General features: G+C 69.2%; 14 protein-coding genes. 8 read left to right on the top strand and 6 right to left on the bottom strand.

Annotation, left to right across the window (positions count from 1 at the left end):
* Positions 1 to 113: 113 nt before the first annotated feature.
* From ACFVRO_RS11090 to sucB, 3 genes are all read left to right on the top strand, one after another.
* A complete protein-coding gene (locus ACFVRO_RS11090) occupies positions 114 to 1,592 on the top strand; it encodes a leucyl aminopeptidase (protein ID WP_386952207.1) in 1,479 nt (492 codons plus the stop codon).
* Positions 1,589 to 2,962, top strand: coding sequence for a dihydrolipoyl dehydrogenase (gene lpdA, locus ACFVRO_RS11085; protein ID WP_386952204.1), 1,374 nt, complete (start codon positions 1,589 to 1,591; stop codon positions 2,960 to 2,962). Before ACFVRO_RS11090 ends, lpdA begins: the two co-directional genes overlap by 4 nt.
* Before the next feature lie 67 nt (positions 2,963 to 3,029).
* Positions 3,030 to 4,751: a 2-oxoglutarate dehydrogenase, E2 component, dihydrolipoamide succinyltransferase gene (gene sucB / locus ACFVRO_RS11080; protein WP_386952202.1), complete on the top strand. Its 1,722-nt coding sequence runs from the start codon at positions 3,030 to 3,032 to the stop codon at positions 4,749 to 4,751.
* 8 nt (positions 4,752 to 4,759) lie between these two features.
* Here the strand turns inward: sucB and ACFVRO_RS11075 are convergent, their stop codons facing one another.
* Complete coding sequence (locus ACFVRO_RS11075; RefSeq protein ID WP_386952200.1) at positions 4,760 to 6,235, bottom strand: hypothetical protein; 1,476 nt, start codon at positions 6,233 to 6,235, stop codon at positions 4,760 to 4,762.
* Positions 6,236 to 6,399: 164 nt separating this feature from the next.
* On the opposite strand from ACFVRO_RS11075, the gene ACFVRO_RS11070 reads away from it, so the two are divergent.
* The gene (locus ACFVRO_RS11070) at positions 6,400 to 7,110 is read left to right on the top strand and encodes a DUF4191 family protein (RefSeq protein ID WP_105673049.1); all 711 of its coding nucleotides are present in this window, start codon (positions 6,400 to 6,402) and stop codon (positions 7,108 to 7,110) included.
* 65 nt (positions 7,111 to 7,175) lie between these two features.
* On the opposite strand, the gene ACFVRO_RS11065 is transcribed toward ACFVRO_RS11070, so the two are convergent.
* On the bottom strand, positions 7,176 to 8,363 hold the full coding sequence (locus ACFVRO_RS11065) for a RimK family alpha-L-glutamate ligase (protein ID WP_105673048.1): 1,188 nt from the start codon (positions 8,361 to 8,363) through the stop codon (positions 7,176 to 7,178).
* 17 nt (positions 8,364 to 8,380) lie between these two features.
* Here ACFVRO_RS11065 and ACFVRO_RS11060 point away from each other — a divergent pair, with 17 nt between their 5' ends.
* Positions 8,381 to 8,869, top strand: coding sequence for an ATP-dependent zinc protease (locus ACFVRO_RS11060; RefSeq protein ID WP_105673047.1), 489 nt, complete (start codon positions 8,381 to 8,383; stop codon positions 8,867 to 8,869).
* Between the two features lie 6 nt (positions 8,870 to 8,875).
* On the opposite strand, the gene ACFVRO_RS11055 is transcribed toward ACFVRO_RS11060, so the two are convergent.
* Positions 8,876 to 9,307, bottom strand: a complete 432-nt coding sequence (locus ACFVRO_RS11055; RefSeq protein ID WP_386952198.1) for an RDD family protein — start codon at positions 9,305 to 9,307, stop codon at positions 8,876 to 8,878.
* Positions 9,308 to 9,443: 136 nt separating this feature from the next.
* Between ACFVRO_RS11055 and glnA the strand changes: the two genes are divergently transcribed.
* On the top strand, positions 9,444 to 10,868 hold the full coding sequence (gene glnA / locus ACFVRO_RS11050) for a type I glutamate--ammonia ligase (RefSeq protein WP_105673045.1): 1,425 nt from the start codon (positions 9,444 to 9,446) through the stop codon (positions 10,866 to 10,868).
* A 168-nt stretch (positions 10,869 to 11,036) separates the two neighbouring features.
* Positions 11,037 to 11,879, top strand: a complete 843-nt coding sequence (locus tag ACFVRO_RS11045) for a transposase (RefSeq protein WP_386952195.1) — start codon at positions 11,037 to 11,039, stop codon at positions 11,877 to 11,879.
* A gap of 34 nt (positions 11,880 to 11,913) precedes the next feature.
* On the opposite strand, the gene ACFVRO_RS11040 is transcribed toward ACFVRO_RS11045, so the two are convergent.
* Positions 11,914 to 12,420 (bottom strand): GNAT family N-acetyltransferase, encoded by a 507-nt coding sequence (locus tag ACFVRO_RS11040; RefSeq protein ID WP_386952192.1) that lies wholly within the window; start codon positions 12,418 to 12,420, stop codon positions 11,914 to 11,916.
* 114 nt (positions 12,421 to 12,534) lie between these two features.
* Between ACFVRO_RS11040 and ACFVRO_RS11035 the strand changes: the two genes are divergently transcribed.
* A complete protein-coding gene (locus tag ACFVRO_RS11035; RefSeq protein WP_105673042.1) occupies positions 12,535 to 13,707 on the top strand; it encodes an AI-2E family transporter in 1,173 nt (390 codons plus the stop codon).
* Here the strand turns inward: ACFVRO_RS11035 and ACFVRO_RS11030 are convergent.
* Together ACFVRO_RS11030 and ACFVRO_RS11025 are read right to left on the bottom strand one after the other, a co-directional pair.
* Positions 13,694 to 14,608, bottom strand: coding sequence for a diacylglycerol/lipid kinase family protein (locus tag ACFVRO_RS11030; protein WP_386952190.1), 915 nt, complete (start codon positions 14,606 to 14,608; stop codon positions 13,694 to 13,696). The two genes, ACFVRO_RS11035 and ACFVRO_RS11030, sit on opposite strands and share 14 nt — an antisense overlap.
* A gap of 42 nt (positions 14,609 to 14,650) precedes the next feature.
* Complete coding sequence (locus ACFVRO_RS11025; protein ID WP_386952187.1) at positions 14,651 to 17,626, bottom strand: bifunctional [glutamine synthetase] adenylyltransferase/[glutamine synthetase]-adenylyl-L-tyrosine phosphorylase; 2,976 nt, start codon at positions 17,624 to 17,626, stop codon at positions 14,651 to 14,653.
* Positions 17,627 to 17,628: the final 2 nt, after the last annotated feature.

Raw genomic sequence — 17,628 nt, 5'->3', positions numbered from 1 at the left:
ATCTCCATGCTACGAGCCGCGTCGGACGAGGGGGCGGCACGGGTATTGCTCAGAGCGAACACGCGGCGGCGCCACCACACGCCCTCGGCCTCCGCGCTCTCTAGGATGGAGACATGACGCTTCCCGCGCTCTCGCGCACCCCAGATCAGTTCCCCGGAAGCGCTGCAGATGCCGCAGTGCTCGTCGTGCCCGACATCTCCGACTCCGCAGAGTCGCTCGCCGGCTTCCCCGGCCTCGCGGACTCGCTGCAGGGCATCGGCTTCACGGGTGGCGCCTCCGCCTTCACACGTGTGCACGCGCCCCAGGTGACGACGGTGCCGTTCGCGGTGGTGGGCGCCGGGAAGACCCCGAACGCGCTCGCCGTGCGCAACGCCGTCGGCGCCGCACTGCGCACGCTCACGGGGTTCGCGACCGTCTCGGTCGCACTGGCGCCGGGGCTCGAGGAGTTCGCGGATGCCGCGGCAGAGGGCGCCGTGCTCGGAGGCCACCGGTTCGACGGGTACAAGGCCGATCCCCCGAAGCCGCGGGCGAGCACCGTTCTGCTTCACGCGGAGCTCGACGATGCCGCCGTGGCGCGCGCCGCAGCCGTCGGCGAGGCCGTCGCGCTCGTCAAGGACCTCGTGCTGGTGCCCGCCGAGTGGCAGAGCCCTGCGCAGCTCGCCCAGAGCGCCGCCGACAGCGTCGACGGGCTCGAGGTCTCCGTGGAGATCCTCGACGAGAAGGCGCTGGCCGAGCAGGGCTTCGGCGGCATCCTCGGCGTGGGCCAGGGATCGGACCGGCCGCCGCGCCTCGTGCGCCTCGACTACTCCCCCGCCGACGCGGGGCGTCACATCGCCCTCGTCGGCAAGGGCATCACCTTCGACACCGGAGGCCTCTCCCTCAAGCCCGCCGCCTCCATGGTCGGGATGAAGTTCGACATGGCGGGAGCCGCGACCAGCCTCGCCGCGCTGCGGGCCATCGCGAAGCTCGGCCTTCCCGTTCGTGTGACCGCCTGGCTGTGCATCACCGACAACATGCCCTCAGGGCGAGCGATCCGCCCCGGCGACATCCTGCGGATCCTCGACGGCACGACGGTCGAGGTGAACAACACCGATGCGGAGGGCCGCCTCGTGCTGGCAGACGGTCTGGTCGCCGCGAGCCGCGAGCACCCCGATGTCATCATCGACGTCGCGACCCTCACCGGCGCCATCATCGCCGCGCTCGGCCATCGACACACCGGCGTGTTCGGAGACGACGACACCGTCGCGGAGTTCCTGGCCGCAGCGGATGCCGTGGACGAGCCGGCGTGGCACATGCCCCTCCCCGCCTACATGGAGGACTCGCTCGACTCCCCCATCGCCGACCTGCAGAACGCGAACATGAGCGATCGCATGGGCGGAGCCTCCTTCGCCGGGCTCTTCCTGCAGCGCTTCATCGGACGCGTGTCCGACGCCGAGGACGCCCCGCGCATTCCGTGGGTCCACCTCGACATCGCCGGCTCCAGCGAGCACAACGGCGCACCTTACGGCTTCACTGAGAAGGGCCCAACGGGGGCGATGGTCCGATCGATCATCGCCTTCGCCGACGCATCCCACCCGGAGGCAAGATCATGACAACCCACACCTTCGACATCGTCGTCCTCGGTGGCGGCAGCGGCGGGTACGCCGCTGCCCTGCGCGCCAGCGAGCTCGGCAAGTCCGTCGCCCTGATCGAGAAGGACAAGGTCGGCGGCACCTGCCTGCACCGCGGGTGCATCCCCACCAAGGCGCTGCTGCACGCCGCCGAGGTGGCGGAGCACGTACGGGGGGCCGCGCACGTCGGCATCTCGGCGTCGCTCGACGGCATCGACCCGGCGGGAGTCCGCGCATACCGCGAAGGCATCGTCGCGAAGAAGTACAAGGGCCTCGAGGGCCTCGTCAAGGCCCGCGGCATCACGACGGTGGCCGGCACCGGGCGCCTCAACGCCGATCGCTCGGTGAGCGTCGGCGACGACGTGTACGTCGGCACGGACGTGATCCTCGCGACCGGCTCGTACAGCAGGACCCTCCCCGGTCTCGAGATCGGCGGACGCGTCCTGACGAGCGAGCAGGCGCTCTCCCTCGACGTCATCCCCGAGAAGGTGCTGATCCTCGGCGGCGGCGTGATCGGCGTCGAGTTCGCCAGCGTGTGGCGCTCGTTCGGCGCCGAGGTCACGATCATCGAGGCGCTCCCGCACCTCGTCCCCAACGAGGACATCGCGCTCAGCAAGGGCCTGGAGCGCGCATTCCGCCGCCGCGGGATCCAGTACTCCCTCGGCATCCGCTTCCAGACCGCCGTGCAGGACGACACCTCTGTGACCGTCACGCTCGAAGACGGCAAGGAGTTCACCGCCGACTACCTCCTCGTCGCGGTCGGCCGCGGTCCTGTGACCGCCGACCTCGGGTTCGAGGAGGCGGGCGTCGTCCTCGACCGCGGATTCGTCACGGTCGACCAGGACCTCCGCACCGGCGTCCCCGGAGTGTGGGCCGTCGGCGACATCGTCCCGGGTCTGCAGCTCGCACACCGCGGTTTCCAGCAGGGCATCGCGGTCGCCGAGCGCATCGCGGGCCTGTCGCCCGCGAACGTCCCGGACGTCCAGATCCCGAAGGTCACGTATTCGAGCCCCGAGGTCGCCTCGGTGGGCATCACCGAGGAGGCGGCGATCGCCGCCCACGGAGCTGATGCCATCGCCGCCTACGAGTACAACCTCGCGGGCAACGGCAAGAGCGAGATCATCGGCACCGGGGGTCTCGTCAAGGTCGTCCGTCTCAAGGACGGCCCTGTCCTCGGTGTCCACCTCCTCGGCGACCGGGTCGGCGAGCTCATCACCGAGGGCCAGCTGGCCGTCGCGTGGGAGGCGCACCCCGAGGACATCGCCCCCCTGATCCACGCCCACCCCACACAGAGCGAGGCACTGGGCGAAGCCTTCCTGGTGCTGGCCGGAAAGCCGCTCCACGCTCTCTGAGCACCAACCGGTGCGCAGTTCACTAAGCTAGACAAGCGTCATACAACTTCCTGAAGGAGACTCCGTCATGAGCACATCCGTGATCCTCCCCGCTCTCGGTGAGAGCGTCACAGAGGGTACGGTCACCCGCTGGCTGAAGCAGGTCGGTGACACGGTGCAGGCGGATGAGGGCCTGCTCGAGATCTCGACCGACAAGGTCGACACCGAGATCCCCTCCCCCGTCACCGGTGTGATCGAGGAGATCCTCGTCGCCGAAGACGAGACCGTCGAGGTCGGCGCGCTTCTCGCGCGCATCGGCGACGGCAGCGGCGCAGCACCGACTGCGGATGCTCCGGCAGCCGCGGCCCCTGCTGCAGAGGCGACCCCCGAGCCGGCCGACCCCAGCGTCGGCGCACAGGCCGAGGCTGCACCCGCTGCGTCCGCACCAGCGGCCCCTGCCGCACCGGCTGGCGACGCCACCGACATCGTCCTCCCCGAACTGGGCGAGAGCGTCACCGAGGGCACCGTCACCCGCTGGCTGAAGCAGGTCGGCGACACCGTCGCGGTCGATGAGGCCCTGCTCGAGATCTCGACCGACAAGGTCGACACCGAGATCCCGTCGCCGGTCGCCGGCGTCCTGCAGGAGATCGTCGCCGGCGAAGACGAGACCGTCGCCGTCGGCGCCGTGCTCGCGCGTGTCGGCTCCGGTGCAGCACCCGCCGCCGCGGCGCCTGCTGCAGCGGCTCCGGCTGCTGCTCCGGCACCCGCAGCCGCTCCGGCACCCGCAGCCGCTCCGGCACCCGCTGCTGCTCCGGCTCCCGCTCCCGCTCCCGCAGCTGCCCCGGCGCCTGCAGCCGCACCGGCACCCGCCGCCGCACCGGCCCCGGTCGCTGCGGAGAACGACAACGTCTACGTGACGCCGCTCGTGCGCCGCCTCGCTTCGCAGCAGGGTGTCGACCTCGCGACCGTCGCCGGCACCGGTGTCGGCGGACGCATCCGCAAGGAGGACGTGCTCAAGGCCGCCGAGGCTGCTGCCACCGCGCCCGCCGCGGCCGCACCCGCTGCTCCGGCACCCGCTCCTCTCGAGGTGTCGCCGCTGCGCGGTACGACGCAGCCGATGTCGCGTCTGCGCAAGGTGCTCGCGGAGCGCGCTGTCGCTTCGATGCAGCAGACGGCCCAGCTGACGACGGTTGTCGAGGTCGATGTCACGGCCCTCGCCGACTATCGGGACAGCGTCAAGGGATCGTTCCTGCAGAAGACCGGCGACAAGCTGTCCTTCCTGCCGTTCTTCGCACTGGCCGCCGCCGAGGCTCTGCGCGCCTTCCCGATCGTGAACTCCACGGTCGACGGCGACCAGATCGTCTACCCGGCGACCGAGAACCTGTCGATCGCGGTCGACACCGAGCGCGGCCTGCTGACTCCCGTCCTGCGTGACGCGGCGTCGAAGAACATCGCTCAGATCGCTCATGAGATCGCCGACCTCGCTGCTCGCACCCGCGACAACAAGCTGAAGCCCGACGAGCTCGCCGGCGGCACGTTCACGCTGACCAACACCGGTTCGCGCGGCGCGCTGTTCGACACTCCGGTGGTCTTCCTGCCGCAGTCCGCGATCCTCGGGACCGGAACCGTCGTCAAGCGCCCCGGTCTCGTGAAGGTGGGCGGCGCCGATGCGATCGCCGTCCGTTCGTACGTGTACCTCGCGCTCTCGTACGACCACCGGATCATCGACGGCGCCGACGCAGCCCGCTTCCTCGGTGCGGTCAAGGCCCGCCTCGAGGCGGCGAACTTCGCGGCAGACCTCGGAGCCTGATCACCGGATCACCCAGGCTGGTCCGCGACGTCGTAGACGTCGCGGACCAGCCAGTGCTCGTTAAGGCGTACGAGCACGAGCATCCGCTCACCCTCGGAGGGAGAACCGCCGTCCTCCCCTGCGACCGCTGACATCCGCACCACTGCGACGTCGCCGTACTCGTCGACCAGCGCAAGTTCCGGTCGCTCATCCCCCCGCAGCACGTCCTTCAGCGCATCGACGACACCGGCTGAGCCTTCGGCCACCGCCTCCGTGCACGCGGCATCGGCCTCAGCGAGGCACTGCGAGATCGCGTCGAGAAGCACGGGACCCGACACCAGCGGATCCTCATCAGGACCCGGCGACTCCGGCGCGCTGTGCGGACGTGCACCAGGTGTCGCAGCCGGGGAGTCCGGCGGAGTGGACACCCCCGTCTCCGGTGTCACGGCACCGACCGTCTCTGCGCCATCGGCGGGCCACAACAACCCCACGGCCAGGACTGCCACGGCGGCGACACCGGCGATCACCTGCGCTCGGCGCCGCTGGGGCCTCGGCACCCGTCCGCCGTCGCCCTCCCGACGTTTGTCACTCGGTCCGTCGTCACGCCGCCCGCGACCGAAGCGGCTCCGCGAGCCAGCGCCTGCCACCCGCGCAGCACCCCGGCCGGAGTCAGGTCGCAGACGGAGAAGCAGGTCGGCCATCGTCCCGGAAGCAGCCCGCCCCCATCCCACCAGAGCTGAGCGGACGGCACGTCCTACTCCCCTGGACGCATCGCCCTCGTCAGAGGCGCGTCGCAGTTCCCGCCGACTCCACACCTGCGCGCGGGGGTCCTCGTCGCGGAGCATCTCGATGTCGCGAACCCTCTCTGGCGCCAGGACTTCCCGGTCGAGCGCCTTCGGCGCCGCGAGCTCGAACAGCTCCGCCTCCCATCGCGTAAGGTGCTGAGGCAGCATCCGCGGCCTGCTCCTCCCCTCCGTGAGCCCACCCTGCACGGAGGAGAGCAGCCGGCCCAGCGCCCGGTCGGTGCATTCCCGCTGCACCAGCTCGACGATCCGCGCGGTCGCGATCCGCACGTCCTCGCCCTCCCCGATCACGAACATCGGCCGACCTCCGTCCGTAATCCACCAGGTGCCGCTCCCCTCGGCACTCCTCTCCCCGCACTCCGCCACACCCCGCAACAGACTCGCCACGAGGGTGCTCACCTCCCCAGGGGCGAGCGTGGATCCCGCAGCGGCTCGGCGCCCCAGAAACGCCGAGATCCGCTCCGTGCACCACGGCAGCAGCACGTCGTGCCCGTCGGCACGGCGCACGAGGTCGAGCGGACCGGCCACATGATCGCTCCCCGCGAGCATCCACCCCGTCCACCCGCTGAACGCGGCAGCATCCGCGCAGACGGCGACCCCTTCGCCGTCTGCGACCAGCGTGCCCCGGAACGGCCCCTCGTCCGCATCGAGCACCCTGATCGCGCGGTGCGCGCCGGGCACCAGCCCGGTCATCGCGTTCATCTCCCTCACCATGCGACCATGACAGCGCATCCGCCTGCGCCATGGTGGCGAAAGCGGGTGATGTGGATGGATCCGTCGCGAATCGACCACTGTGGACGAAGAGTGGAATCCGCCCGGCGCGAACGGGACATCGGACGCACCGGGGAATCGGTAGGCTGATACCCATGGCAAACCGCGCGTCCGCACCTGAGAAGCGTCCTGGGTTCTTCTCCCAGATCAGGTCCCTCTTCAAGTTCACCCGTGAGATCTATCCCTGGCTTCCGTGGGCGCAGATCGCCATCCTCGTCGCAGGCGTCCTCGTCGGACTGATCGCCGGATACGTCATCCCGCCGTTCCAGATCTGGACGCTGGTCCTGTGGGGCATCTCCGGTCTCATGCTCGGTATCCTCGGTGCGATGTTCCTCATGACGCGCCTGTCGACGTCCGCCATGTACCAGAAGATCGACGGCATGCCCGGCGCGACGGGTCATGTGCTGAGCACGAGCCTCGGCCGCAACTGGCAGGCATCCGAGACGCCGGTGGGCATCAACCCGAAGACGCAGGATGCCGTGTACCGCACGGTCGGACGCGGCGGCGTCGTGGTCGTCGGCGAGGGCTCTCGCGGACGCCTCACCCGCCTGGTCAACGATGAGCGCAGCAAGGCGGAGCGCGTCGCGCACGGTGTTCCCGTCACGGTGCTCTACGTCGGCCATGGCGACGACGACGTCACGATCGCCGACCTGGCGAAGACCATCAAGAAGCTTCCGAAGGCCATCGACAAGGCGACGATGGGCGCGGTCATCCGCCGCATCGACTCGGTCTCCCAGTCGCTCTCCTCGCTGCCGATCCCGAAGGGCATCGACCCCACCAAGGTCCGTTCGCAGCGTCCGCGCTGATCGAACGCCCCGCACACGACGAAGCGCGGCCGCACCTCCTCAGGAGGGCGGCCGCGCTTCGTCGTTCACTCGGAGAGCGGCTGACGGGGCAGACGACGCACCTTCGCACGACGCCGACGTCGCTCGGGGATCATGGAGCGCATCTCGTCGAGCTTGCCGAAGCAGAAGAGCCGATCGTCGGCCTCGAGGATCACGTGCTTGCGCGGGTTGGGGATGACGCTGACGCCCCGGTGCAGCGTGAGCACGGTGATGTCGCGCTCCCACAGCCCCGCTTCGCCGAGCGTCTTCCCGACGAGATCGACGGCTCCGTGGACCATGAGCTCCGCCACTCCGTACCCCGTCGAGACGGTGAGCCGCTGCCGCACGTCGATCTCGGGGAAGGCGACCTGGCCGGCGATGTAGTCGATGATCGCACCGGCGACGTCGAGCTTCGTGGCGGTCTCGATGCCCTGGAGCCCCGGAGAGGAGTTCACCTCCATGACGAGCGGGCCGTCCTCGCCCTCCAGCATGTCGACTCCGGCGACGCGCAGGCCCATGATCTGCGCCGAGCGCACCGCGGCGCGCTCGTACACGGGGTCGAGCTCGATGGCCTCCACTGAGCCGCCCCGGTGCACGTTCGACCGGAACTCATCGCCGGCCGCCGACCGTCGCATGGCCGCCACGACGCGGTCGCCCACGACGAGGGCGCGGATGTCCTTGCCCCGGCTCTCCGAGATGAACTTCTGGATCAGCACGTTCTGCTTCGTCGAGTGCAGGGTCTCGATGATCGCCTCGGCGACCTTGACCTGCGGAGCGAGGATGACCCCGATGCCCTGGGTGCCCTCGAGGAGCTTGATCACGACGGGGGCGCCTCCCACGCGTTCGATCGCCGGGCGCACGTCGGCGCGGTTGCGGACGAAAGCGGTTGGCGGCATCGCGATGTTGTGGCGCGACAGGATCTGGTTCGCGCGGAGCTTGTCGCGCGCACTGGAGATGCCGTTCGCCGTGTTCGGCGTGTAGACGTCCATCTGCTCGAACTGGCGCACCACGGCGGTGCCGAAGTACGTGATCGAATTGCCGATGCGCGGCAGGATCGCGTCGTAGTCGCTGAGCTGGCGCCCCCGATAGTGCAGGTCCGGTTCATCGGCCGTGAGGTCTATCGCGAAGCGCAGCGTGTTCAACACCTTGACGTTGTGCCCGCGCTGCAGTGCTGCTGCACGGAGTCGTTGGGTTGAGTACGCCTGCGGCGCACGGGAGAGCACAGCGATCTTCACGGAGTTTTCCTGCCAGGATGTATCGGGTGAGTAAGACATCCCATTCAAACACTCTTATCGGGTGGCGAGAATGGGTGAGCCTGCCCGATCTCGGCGTCGACTGGTTGAAAGCGAAGATCGACACGGGCGCGCGCACCTCATCGCTGCACGCGTTCGAGATCCGCGAGTTCGAGCGCGACGGCGAGGAGTGGGTGCGATTCCGCGTCAAGCCCTGGCAGGACAGCCAGGAGGACACCGTCGAAGTGGAGTGCCCCGTGCACGATCGGCGGGCCGTCCGCAGCTCCTCTGGCCACGCGCAGGAGCGTTTCGTCGTCGAGCTGCTCATCCGTCTGCACGACCGCGAGGTACTCGCCGAGGTCACGCTGAGCAACCGCGACGAGATGGGGTTCCGGATGCTCATCGGCCGCGAGGCGCTGCGTCAGGGGTACGTCGTCGATCCCGCCCGCTCCTTCGTGGGCGGACGCGCTCCTCGAGAGGCGCGCCGCCGCAACCGCGGCAAGGAGTGAGTCGCGTCAGGCGCGGATGAGCATCAGCCCCGACGCCTTGTCGTGGAGTCCTCGCTGATCGGCGTCCCACACCACCGCGGGGATGATGATGACCAGCAGAAGCGTGCGGACGACGGGGCGCCACAGGCCGACCCAGCCGGGGCCGGCGAAGGGAACCACGCGCATGCCGAGAATGCGGTGCCCCGGGCTGCCGCCGGCGGTGGGGATGAAGAGGATCTGCATCACCGCGAACACGGCCATGGGCGCGAACTGGCTGAGACCGGCCTCCGAGGGCAGCGCGAACTGGTTGAATCCGAAGAACGCCGTCGCGATGATGCTCGCCGCCGCGTAGTCGATCAGCAGCGCGCCGATCCGCCTGCCGGGGCGCGCGATGCTCCCGGGACCTTGCTCCGGAAGACCGAGTCGTTCACCGGGGTACGAGTTCACAGCATCCGTCACTTGTCCAGCCTACCCAGCGTCCGCGGATGCCTCTGCCGTAACAAGCTCGAAACAAAGCGGACACCCCGGAGAAATCCTCCAGCCGTACTGTGCAGAATGGCCGTGAAGCCATCGATCCGCATTACAGGAGTCGTACATGTTCAAAGATTCGTCCGAGGTACTGAGCTACATCACGGAGAACGACGTCAAGTTCCTTGACATCCGTTTCACCGATCTCCCCGGTGTGCAGCAGCACTTCAACATCCCGGCATCCACGGTGGACGAGGACTTCTTCGTCAACGGCCAGCTGTTCGACGGTTCCTCGATCCGCGGCTTCGCGAGCATCCACGAGTCCGACATGCAGCTCATCCCTGACGTCACGACCGCCTATGTCGACCCGTTCCGCGAGGCGAGCACGCTCGTCATGGTCTTCGACATCTACAACCCCCGCACCGGCGAGATCTACTCGAAGGATCCGCGTCAGGTCGCCAAGAACGCCGAGAAGTACCTCGCATCGACCGGCATCGCCGACACCGCGTTCTTCGCGCCCGAGGCCGAGTTCTACATCTTCGACGAGGTCCGCTACTCCGTCACAGCGGGCGAGAGCTTCTACAAGGTCGACTCCGAAGAGGCCGCATGGAACACCGGTCGTGAGGAAGAGGGCGGCAACCTCGGCAACAAGACGCCGTACAAGGGCGGCTACTTCCCCGTCTCCCCCGTCGACAAGACGGCCGACCTCCGCGACGACATCACCCTCAAGCTCATCGAGGCCGGGTTCATCCTCGAGCGCTCGCACCACGAGGTGGGCACCGCCGGTCAGCAGGAGATCAACTACCGCTTCGACACCATGGTGCACGCGGCCGACGACATCCTGAAGTTCAAGTACATCGTCAAGAACACCGCCGACCAGTGGGGCAAGACCGCGACGTTCATGCCGAAGCCGCTCTTCGGCGACAACGGCTCGGGCATGCACACCCACCAGTCGCTGTGGAGCGACGGCAAGCCGCTCTTCTACGACGAGGCCGGCTACGGCCAGCTCAGCGACATCGCGCGCTGGTACATCGGCGGCATCCTGGCGCACGCTCCGGCGCTGCTCGCCTTCACCAACCCGACCCTGAACAGCTACCACCGTCTGGTCAAGGGCTTCGAGGCTCCGGTCAACCTGGTCTACTCGGCCGGAAACCGCTCGGCCGCGATCCGCATCCCGATCACGGGCTCCAACCCGAAGGCGAAGCGCATCGAGTTCCGCGCACCCGACGCCTCCGGCAACCCGTACCTCGCCTTCGCCGCGCAGCTCATGGCCGGCCTCGACGGCATCAAGAACCGCATCGAGCCGCACGAGCCCGTGGACAAGGATCTCTACGAGCTGCCGCCCGAGGAGGCCAAGAACATCCCGCAGGTGCCGAACTCGCTGCTGGACTCGCTGGAGGCCCTGCGTGAGGACCACGCCTTCCTTCTCGAGGGCGGCGTGTTCACCGAGGAGCTCATCGAGACCTGGATCTCCTACAAGTACGAGAACGAGATCCTGCCGATGGCCCAGCGCCCGCACCCGTTCGAGTTCGAGCTGTACTACGGCGTCTGATCGTCCGACGTTCACGATGAGCCCGTCCCGACCTGCGTCGGGGCGGGCTCTTCCGTCTGTGCCCGGGTCCCGAAGAACAGGGCTGACGGCGCCCATGTTTCCTCGGTACTCTCGATCGATGTCCGCCCATGCCCTCCACACCGCGCCGATCGTCGCGCCCGTCGTCCGATGACGTCACGCGACTTCGCAGAGATGGCGGCCGCGCTGTACTCCGGTCCACCCGCCGCGTTCGTCGCGACGCGGAACGCGCTCGCGGCAGCGGCCGCCGATCGCGACGCGGGCGATCGGATCCGCGCGCTCAAGAAGCCGTCGGTGTCGGCGTGGGTCGTGAACCTGTTCGCCCGCGAGCGCCCCTCCCAGCTCGGTGAGGCTCTGCAGTTGGCGCAGGAGCTCCGCGACGCCCAGGCCGACCTCGACGCGGCGACGCTGGCGACTCTCGGCCGTGAACGCCGCGCACTCACTCAGCGCCTGGCTGCGGAGGCGACCTCACTGGCGTCGGCGCGGGGCGAACGCATCACGCCGGCCACCTCCGAAGCGGTGCGGCAGACGCTCACCGCGGCGTTCTTCGATCCGGATGCGGCGGCGGCCGTCGCCTCCGGTCGGCTGATCCGAGAACTCGAACCCTCCGCCCCGGTGGATCTGGAGTCGGTCGTCGCGGGCGGAGTGTCGGATACCGCGCCCGCACCCGTCCCTCCTCTCGACGAGGTGCGAGCGCGACGGATGCGGAGGGATGCGGAACGTGCGGTCAACGACGCGGAGAAGGCTCTTGCTCACGCCGAACAGCAGCAGCACGCAGCGCAGAGGTCGGTGAGGGACGCCGAGGCTCTGACCGCTCGGCTGCCCGCGCAGATCGAGGAGCTCGAGACGGAGCTCGCACGGATGCGCGATCGACTCATCAGGGCGACGGCGGATGCCTCGGCCGCTCAGGCGCTCCTGGATACGGCGACGTCCGACGTCGTGAGCGCAGCGGAGGTACTGTCCGCATCACGGCAGCGGTTGAACGAGCTGTGATGACGGCCTCTCGAGCTCGTCGAATGATCAACGGCTAGTCGTCGACGGCGCCCAGGTCCAGCATCCATTCGTTCATGACGAGCTCGCCGCCCCGGAAGGTCTCGGTGATGGTCCCCACGAGGGCGAAGCCGTTGCGCCGGCAGACGCCGTTCGACGCGGCGTTCTCGGCGCCGGGGAACGCGGTGAGGAACCGACGCCCGGCGCGGTGCTCGCGCGCATCGACCACGAGCAGCGCGAGAGCCTCCGATGCCGCCCCGCGTCCCTGCGCCTCGGGGAGGACGAACCATCCCGTCTCCAGGGCCGCTGAGCCCCGCCAGTCGACGTTCCACCAGCCGATCGACCCGAGCGGCACTCCGTCGTCCTCGATGACGAACATCCGCGCCTCTCCCGACTCCCCCAGCCGCAGGTAGCGGGCGTGCCGGTCGATGAGCTCCTGCTCGCTCTCCGGTCCGTTGAGGTGGGCCGTCATCGTCGGAGTGTTCGCCTGCGTCAGGAGGGGGAGGTCTTCCGCGGACCAGGGACGAAGCAGCAGTGCGGTCATGCTCAGACTCTCCCACGCGGCTCGGACACTTCGCGGCGGACGCCGCGCAACCGGCTTGACTCCGGAGCGCGCGCCTGCTCAACTGACAGTTCCGAACCGACAACTGGGGGCACGATGCGACGCCGTCGACCGATCACCACGCCTGAGACGACGAACACGGCGCAGCCGTACCAGGGCACCCGCCCTCAGCCGCAGCCGACGACGGCCGCCGCCGCGATCTCGCGCATCAACCCGTTCGTGTTCGGCCTGTTCGGGGCCCTCGGCGTTCTCGTCGCGCTGACCCTGGGCGGCATCGTCACCCAGCTCGGAACGGTGCTCGTCTACATCGGGTTCGCCGTGTTCCTCGCGCTCGGCCTCGATCCGATCGTGACCTTCCTCGAGAAACGGTTCTCCATTCCGCGCCCAGGCGCCGTCGCGATCGTCGTCGCGATCGTGTTGCTGCTCTTCGCGGGGATCATCCTGGCGATCGTCCCGATCCTCGTCGACCAGATCAGCAACCTGATCGAGAACGGTCCGAAGATGGTGAGCGACATCCAGCACGCCGGCTGGTACAAGGACCTCACCGCCCAGTTCGGAGCGAACTTCCAGGACGCGACCGACGCCGTCCTCAAGTTCGTGAAGGACCCCAGCAACCTCCTCAACATCGGCGGCGGCGTGCTCGCCGTGGGCACCGGCATCGCCGGCGGCTTCACCGGCGTCACGATCGTGCTGATCCTGACCCTTTACTTCATGGCCTCCCTGCGCAGCATGAAGAAGGTCGCCGCCCGCTTCGTGCCCGCCTACCAGCGCGACACCTTCAGCAGCCTCGTCGAGGACGTCTCCGGCGCCGTCGGCCGCTACGTCATCGGCCAGGTGAGCCTCGCCCTGGTGAACGGCGTCCTCAGCCTCATCGTGCTCTCGATCATCGGCGCCCCGGTGCCGGCCCTGCTGGCCCTGATCGCGTTCATCGGATCGATGATCCCGCTCGTCGGAACACTGTCGGCGTCCATCGTCAACTCGCTGATCTGCCTCGTCGTGAGCCCGGTCACGGCCCTCATCGCCTTCATCTACTACCTCATCTACATGCAGATCGAGGCATATGTCCTCTCCCCGCGCATCATGAGCAAGGCGGTCGCCGTCCCCGGCTCGCTGGTCGTGATCGCCGCGGTCGCCGGCGGCGCCCTCGGCGGGATCGCCGGCGCCCTCGTGGCGATCCCGGTCGCGGCGAGCATCATCATCATCGTCCAGAAGGTGCTCTTCCCCGCTCAGGACGGGAAGACCACGCCGCCAGCCGTCAGCGCACGATGAGAGCGCCCGGCTGCACGGTCGCGACGAAGGACGCGACCTCGCCGACCTCCTCGCCGTCCACCTCGAACTGCTGAGGGGAATCCAGGGTCACCGAGATCGTCTGCGCAGCCACGTGGCGAGTCGACTCCGTGCTGACCGCCTCTGTGCCCCCGCCGAAGAGACGCCGGATGCCGTTGTCCCACACGACCGACCTCACGGTGTCGAGCCACTGCAGCGCCCCGTCGGCGCTCACGAGCAGCAGATCCAGCTGACCGTCGTCGAGCACGGCATCCGGGAGCAGACGGATGCCGCCCTGCAGCATGCCGCAGTTGCCGATGATCATGGTGTGCCCACGGACCTCCTGGGCGTCGCCCTCGTCCAGCGTGAGGGTGATGTCCGTCATCTCCGTGCCCGCCAGCGCCCGCCCCATGGCCTCGACGTAGGCGAGCCAGCCCGCACGGTCCTTCAGATCGTCGTTCGTCTCCACGAGCATCTGCGCATCGACGCCGAAGCCGACCATGACGGTGAAGGCGCGCTTCTCCCCCTCGAACTCGACCCAGCCGATGTCGATGCTGCGGGGCTCGCCGTCCTGCACGCGCTCGAGCGCCGCGGAGATGTCGTCGAGCGGCACACCGAGGTTCCGCGCGAGCAGATTCCCCGTGCCCTGCGGGACGATGCCCAGCGCCACCTCGGTGCCTGCGAGCACCTCTGCGACCGCTCGGACCGTACCGTCGCCGCCGACCGCGACGACGACGTCGCAGCCCTCGTCGATCGCGGAGGACGCCATACCGCGCCCCGGGTCGTCCTCGCTCGTCTCCCACCACACAACCTCCGCAGTGATGGTCTCCGAGACCGCGGCGCGCAGCCGCTCCTCATCGATCTTCGAGGGATTCCAGATCACACCGAGCTTCGAGATCGTCATGGGGCCAGCCTGCGCGAGTGGAGCCCGGATAGCAAACCGGACTCACCCGTAGAAGAGCGCCTCGAAGGCCTTCCTCGCCCGTCGGGTGACGCCGAGATAGTCGTCTTCGAGCACGGAGGCCGATCTCTCCGGATAGCCGAGCAGGATCCCCAGTGCGTCCAGCTGACGCGGCTCGACGGGCAGCACGTCGCTCGTCTGCCCGGTGTACAGGGTGATCGCCGAACGCAGCCGACTGGACAGGCGCCACGCGGCGCGCAGCAGGTCGGCTGACGCCGCGGGCACGAGCTCCGCATCCACCGCCGCATCCAGCGCGGCGATGGTCGACGTGGTGCGCAGAGCGGGCACGGCGTGCGCATGCTGCAGCTGCAGCAGCTGCACGAGCCACTCGACGTCGCTGAGCGTCCCAGGACCGAGCTTGAGGTGGCGCCGCGGGTCGACGCCCTGCGGCAGCCGCTCCCCCTCCACCCGCGCCTTGATGCGCTTGATCTCACGCGTGCCCTGCAGGTCGATCGCCTCCGGGTACCGGATGCTGTCGGCGAGGTTCGTGAACTTCGCGATCAGCTTGGCGCTCCCCGCGACGCCGCGCGCCCGGAGCAGGGCCTGGGCCTCCCACGAGAGCGACCATCGCCGGTAGTACTCGGCGTAGGCCTCGATCGAGCGCACCACAGGGCCGTTGCGCCCCTCAGGGCGAAGGTCCGCGTCGAGGTCCAGCGGCACCCGGTGATCCGTCAGGTGCTCACGGAGACCGGCGACGATCTGCGTGGAGAGTTTCTGCGCGCGTTCGGAGTCGATGCCGTTCGCGTCGTACACGTAGAGGATGTCGGCATCCGATCCGAAGCCGAGCTCCGCGCCGCCGAAACGCCCCATGCCGATCACGGCGAAGTCGAGCGCCGCGTCCTCCTCGGGGACGATCTCGCGCTGCACCGCCCTGAGGGCAGCCTGGATGGCGGCGTCGGTGATCTCCGTGAGGGAGGTCGCGACCTCCTCGATCGTGAGGACGTCGAGCACGGCCCCCATCGCTGTTCGGAGCAGTTCTCTGCGGCGCAGAGCCCGCACGGCGCGCAGCGCATCGACGACGCTCTCGTGACGGGTCTGGATCGCCCTGGCCTCCTCGTCGAGCGCGGCCCCGCTGCGCGGTCGCAGCAGCTCCGTGCTGTCCAGCCAGGCGACGGACTCGGGGATCCACTCCATGAGCTCGCCCACGTACCGCGACGAGGAGAGCAGACGCGTGAGGCTCTCGGCAGCGCCGGACGAGTCGCGCAGCATCCGCAGGAACCAGGGGGTGTCGCCGAGCCGCTCGCTGATCCGGCGGAAGGCGATCAGGGCGTAGTCGGGGTCGCTGCCGTCGGCGAACCACCGCACCATGATCGGCATGAGGTGCCGCTGGATCGTCGCCTTGCGGCTGAGGCCGGTCGTGAGCGCGCCGATGTGGCGGAGCGCGCCGGCGGGGTCGCGGAAGCCGATGGCGGCGAGGCGGTCGTGCGCCTGCGCCGTCGAGAGCGTGCGCTCCTCCTCCGGCAGGGCGGCGACGGCGGAGAGCAGAGGGCGGTAGAAGAGGCGGATGTGGATCTCGCGCACCTCGCGACGAACGCTCTCCCATCGCGCCCACACGCCGTCTCCGGACTCCGCGAGGCCGGTGCTGCGGGCGAGCACGCGCAGCCCCGCGGGAGTGCGGGGCATCAGATGGGTCCGGCTGAGCTCCCTCAGCTGCAGGCGGTGCTCCATCAGCCGCAGCACGCGGTAGTCATCGGCGAACGTCGCGGCCTCCGCTCGACCGATGTAGCCGCCCTCGACCAGTGCGTCGATGCTCTCCAGCGTGCCGCGCGTGCGGATGCGTGGATCGGTGAGCCCGTGCACCAGCTGCAGCAGCTGCACGGTGAACTCGATGTCTCGGAGGCCTCCGGCTCCGAGCTTGAGCTGATACGGCGCATCCTCCGGATCGATGTGCTCCATCACGCGCTCGCGCATGCGCTGAACACTGTCGACGAAGTTCTCCCGCGCCGCGCTCGACCAGATCTTGGGCTGCACGGCCTCGATGTACGCGGCGCCCAACTCGGCGTCGCCGGCAAGGGGACGCGCCTTCAGCAGTGCCTGGAACTCCCAGCTCTTGGCCCATCGGTCGTAGTACGCCAGGTGCGAGGCGAGGGAGCGCACGAGCGCGCCCTGCTTGCCCTCGGGACGGAGCGCCGCGTCGACCTCCCAGAGCGGGGGCTCGACCTCGATCCCGCTGAGGCCTCGCATGGTCTCGCGCGCGAGACGCGTCGCGATGTCGATCGCCCTGGCCTCCGGGACGAGATCCTCGTCCTTCGTGCCGCCGACGAAGATCACATCCACGTCGCTGACGTAGTTCAGCTCGCGAGCTCCGGCCTTGCCCATGCCGATGATCGCCAGTCGCGTCGCCGCCACGTCCTCGGTGCGCAACGTCGCTCCGAGCCGGGTGCGCGCGATGGCGAGTGACGCCTCGAGAGCGGCCCCCGCGATGTCGGCAAGAGCCGCTGCCACGTCTCCGACGATCTCGACGGGACGGGGGTGGCCGAGGTCGTAGGCCGCGATCGCAACGAGGTGGCGGCGGTACGCGACGCGCAGAGTCCCGAGCGCGGCGTCGTCTCCGGATGCCGCGAACCCGTCCTCGGCGCCGACGGCGTCGAGAAGCAGCCCACGGAGGTCGGACGCCGAGGGCAGCGCGTGCACCGGCGTCCGCAGCACGTCGAGCTGCTCGGGGTGTCGTCGGAAGAAGTCGGCGAAGCCCTGAGACGCCCCGAACACCTGCCACGCACGGCGTCGCGTCTCCGGTGCGCCCAGCAGCGCCCGCAGTTCGACGGTGTCGCGCCAGGCCACATGGAGCATCCCCTGCACGGCGGCGTCGGGATCAGCGGCATCCGCTCCGTCGAGCAGCTCCGCCCTCTCGATGCCGAGAAGGGTCGACAGCTCGGCGAGGGATGCCGCGGCCTCACTGAGCTCGGCGAAGCCCAGCCTGGCCAGCGCGGAGAGCGAGACGGAATCGTCCGAACGGGCCATGC

This window comes from Microbacterium sp. NPDC057944 (assembly GCF_042887445.1).
GTDB lineage: Bacteria > Actinomycetota > Actinomycetes > Actinomycetales > Microbacteriaceae > Microbacterium > Microbacterium natoriense.
The sequence above is the reverse complement of the archived record's forward strand: the minus strand, read 5'-3'. Positions and strand labels throughout refer to the sequence as shown.